This window comes from Acinetobacter sp. YH1901141 (assembly GCF_013416935.1).
Lineage (GTDB): Bacteria > Pseudomonadota > Gammaproteobacteria > Pseudomonadales > Moraxellaceae > Acinetobacter > Acinetobacter towneri.
Genome location: NZ_VPEY01000060.1, coordinates 1 through 3009, shown reverse-complemented (window position 1 = coordinate 3009; position 3009 = coordinate 1). Strand labels below are relative to the sequence as shown.

Annotated in this window: 5 protein-coding genes; 4 read left to right on the top strand and 1 reads right to left on the bottom strand. The window is 38.2% G+C overall.

Going from position 1 to position 3009, the window contains the following annotated elements:
* Positions 1-638 precede the first annotated feature (638 nt).
* Positions 639-884, bottom strand: coding sequence for a hypothetical protein (locus FTV52_RS14320; RefSeq protein ID WP_004776736.1), 246 nt, complete (start codon positions 882-884; stop codon positions 639-641).
* A 149-nt stretch (positions 885-1033) separates the two neighbouring features.
* Here FTV52_RS14320 and FTV52_RS14315 point away from each other — a divergent pair, with 149 nt between their 5' ends.
* The 4 genes from FTV52_RS14315 to FTV52_RS14300 form a co-directional block, all read left to right on the top strand.
* Positions 1034-1258, top strand: coding sequence for a helix-turn-helix transcriptional regulator (locus tag FTV52_RS14315; protein ID WP_004676219.1), 225 nt, complete (start codon positions 1034-1036; stop codon positions 1256-1258).
* A 360-nt stretch (positions 1259-1618) separates the two neighbouring features.
* Positions 1619-2002: a transposase gene (locus FTV52_RS14310; protein WP_179991034.1), complete on the top strand. Its 384-nt coding sequence runs from the start codon at positions 1619-1621 to the stop codon at positions 2000-2002.
* Positions 1999-2334 (top strand): IS66 family insertion sequence element accessory protein TnpB, encoded by a 336-nt coding sequence (tnpB, locus tag FTV52_RS14305; RefSeq protein ID WP_004828548.1) that lies wholly within the window; start codon positions 1999-2001, stop codon positions 2332-2334. The genes FTV52_RS14310 and tnpB overlap by 4 nt, the downstream gene beginning before the upstream one ends.
* 74 nt (positions 2335-2408) lie before the next feature.
* The coding region (locus FTV52_RS14300) for an IS66 family transposase zinc-finger binding domain-containing protein (RefSeq protein ID WP_179991033.1) at positions 2409-3009 on the top strand (601 nt) is incomplete at its 3' end.

Sequence of the window (3009 nt, the reverse complement as noted above, 5' to 3'; positions counted from 1 at the left end):
AGAGATATAAATTTATAAAGTTACATAACTTACGCAACTTATGATCTTATGTAACGCTGAAGAGAGGTATGAGATTGAAAACTCTCCCTATATTTCTTGTCAGGGATTTGTCCATATATGAAATGCAGTGTTGAAAAATTAAAGATCTAGCTGACCAGAAGAACTGTCAGGGGCTGATCTATCAGAGATATAAATTTATAAAGTTACATAACTTACGCAACTTATGATCTTATGTAACGCTGAAGAGAGGTATGAGATTGAAAACTCTCCCTATATTTCTTGTCAGGGATTTGTCCATATATGAAATGCAATGCTGAAAAATTAAAGATCTAGCTGACCAGAAGAACCGTCAGGGGCTGATCTATCAGAGATATAAATTTATAAAGTTACATAACTTACGAAACTTATGTAATGCTGAAGAGAGTTATGCGATTGAAAACTCTTCCTGTACTGCCATACTTACAATACTAGCGAACAGCCCAAAGAATGATTTCGCCCTAAAAATGATGCCGACTATGGAAGGGATTCATCTACTGAACCTTTAGCTAAAAAGCTATTTGCAACACTACCAATTTTTCCTCTTTTATAGCGTTTACTTTGATTTAAACTGCTACAAAAGAGGAAAGATTATTCATCAATTAATAGTCAAAGTTAAAGAAATTTTCTGGGAAACAAGAAAGGAAAGCTTTTTGAATATCACTGTATTCACCTTCTGGATGTTCCTCTAAATAACGTCGAGTCCAAATTAGCGTGGCCTCATAATCGTTAAAACTCTGATCTAGTTGTAAAAAAATCCAGAGGTCATGTGCTTTTTGAATGAAAAAGTCATTAATGATCATCAGTGCAATTTTCTTTTCAGTGTTTGAATTAGGATATGAGTACATCGTTTGTTTCTCCTATAGAGATGATAAATAGATTAGTTGATAAGCTATTTATAACACATAAAAAATGTGTTTATCACATTTTTTATGTGTTTTTTGTAATTTTATGGTCTGTGATATACTTCTAATCCAAATAAATTGTATTTATCACCATGCCGTACGAAGAATTTCAAAGACTTATGGGAAAAGCAGGTCTTTCAATTAAGGAATTTGCAACCTTATTGGACATGAACCCAAATTCCATAACTAACTATAAAAAGATCGGAAAAGTACCTACACATATCGCTGTTCTGGTTTATTTGCTTTCTAGCATGAAAGATGAGGGTGTAGACTTTTACCCTATTTTTGAAAAAATTAAGTCGTATTCAAAAGACTAAGACTCTCGTTTTTGATTGTTTTAAGCTGTAAGTGATGACGTAAAAAATGCCTGAAGTTCAGGCATTTTTTCGTTTCAGGGACTTATAAACCTCGATAAAACTTTTCAATAAAATTTCGAGTTTTGATGCATATTCCTGCATAAACCGGCTTTGTTGCACAAAGATTTCATAACTATATGATTTTAAAAGTTTTGATTGTTTTTTGATCCAAAATTAAATTTATTTAAATCAGATGCTTACATATTTATGCAACAAAGCCACCTAGAATAGAAAGGTAAGCGTCCGCTGAACACACCTTCTGAATTCATCCTATAAGCCTTAATTTAGTCCCCACTTAGAAACAAGTGGGGACTTAAATTTATGACTACAAATAATCAGACATCCATCGCATCTCTTGCGAAAAAACGAAGAACATACAGTGCTGAATTTAAACAGCAGATCGTTCAGGCTTGTAAAGCACCGGACGTTTCAATTGCTTCAGTCGCTTTGCAACATGGATTGAATACAAATCTTGTATCCAAATGGATTCGCTTAATTGATGCTAAGCCAGGGAGTGATCGCTCAACACTACCGAATAAACCTGCATTTATTGCCTTATCTTGCTCTGCACCATTAGATCCTACTCCTACTGACATGTTAAAAGTTCAAATTACTTTACCCCACTCAAAAGCAGAAATTGGCTTGAAATGGCAAGTATCAGAAATACCTGCCTTGGCAGAATTACTCAAGGCACTTGCAACATGATCCGTATCGATGAAATCTGGCTTTCTACCCAACCTCTGGATATGCGAGCAGGGATGGATACTGTCATGGCTCAGGTGGTGAGAGCCTTTGGCTACATTAAACCGCATTGTGCTTACCTGTTCTGTAATAAACGTGGCCATCGCATGAAAGTGCTGGTACATGATGGACTGGGCATCTGGCTGTGTGCCCGGCGGCTGGAACAGGGAAAATTCCACTGGGCTAAAGTTCACCAGGGTGAAAGCGTAGCTCTCAACCCGGAACAGTTACAGGCATTAATCCAGGGTTTGCCTTGGCAGCGCATTGGACGACAGCAGGTGGTCACGATGCTCTAAACCAAGCTCAGCTATTCTGCCATCCTCCAAACGTTCTATTTCATTCTTCTCATGACCTCAGGCATACTGCGGTCATGAATACGCTGCCAGATTTAAGCCAACTGACCCATGAACAACTGCTGGAATTCACCCGGCAGTTGGCGATGCAGCATCAACAACTCGCAGAAGATAAACAACAATTAGATGCTCAAGTTCAACATCTGGAAGTATCAAATCAACAATTAGATGCCAAAGTTCAACATCTTGAAGTCACCAATCAGCAATTAGATTCTAAAGTTCAGCATCTTTCTATTCTCAATCAAAAATACGAGCATGAACTGGCGCTGTTTAAACAGCATAAATTCGGCAGTAAAAACGAACATCTCACCGCAAAACAAATCCATCTGTGGGATGAGGCGGTCGAAGAAGATATCGCAGCCGTTGATCTGGAATTAGAACGATTAAATGCAGATAAAACCCATGCAGGGACACAGAAAGCCACAGTCAACAAACCTAAACGTCGACTGCTGCCAGATCATCTACACACCATCCGTATTGAGCATGAACCTGCATCAACCCAATGCAGTTGTGGCTGCCAGTTACGTCGTATCGGCGAAGATATCAGTGAAAAACTGCATTTCAGACCGGCACAGTTCTATAAGGAACAGCATGTACGTGGCAAATGGGTCTGTGATC

Coding starts and splice junctions, on each gene's coding strand:
- FTV52_RS14310 (WP_179991034.1), top strand. CDS start 1,619: ATGACTACAAATAATCAGACATCCATCGCATCTCTTGCGAAAAAACGA.
- tnpB (WP_004828548.1), top strand. CDS start 1,999: ATGATCCGTATCGATGAAATCTGGCTTTCTACCCAACCTCTGGATATG.
- FTV52_RS14320 (WP_004776736.1), bottom strand. CDS start 884: ATGTACTCATATCCTAATTCAAACACTGAAAAGAAAATTGCACTGATG.
- FTV52_RS14315 (WP_004676219.1), top strand. CDS start 1,034: ATGCCGTACGAAGAATTTCAAAGACTTATGGGAAAAGCAGGTCTTTCA.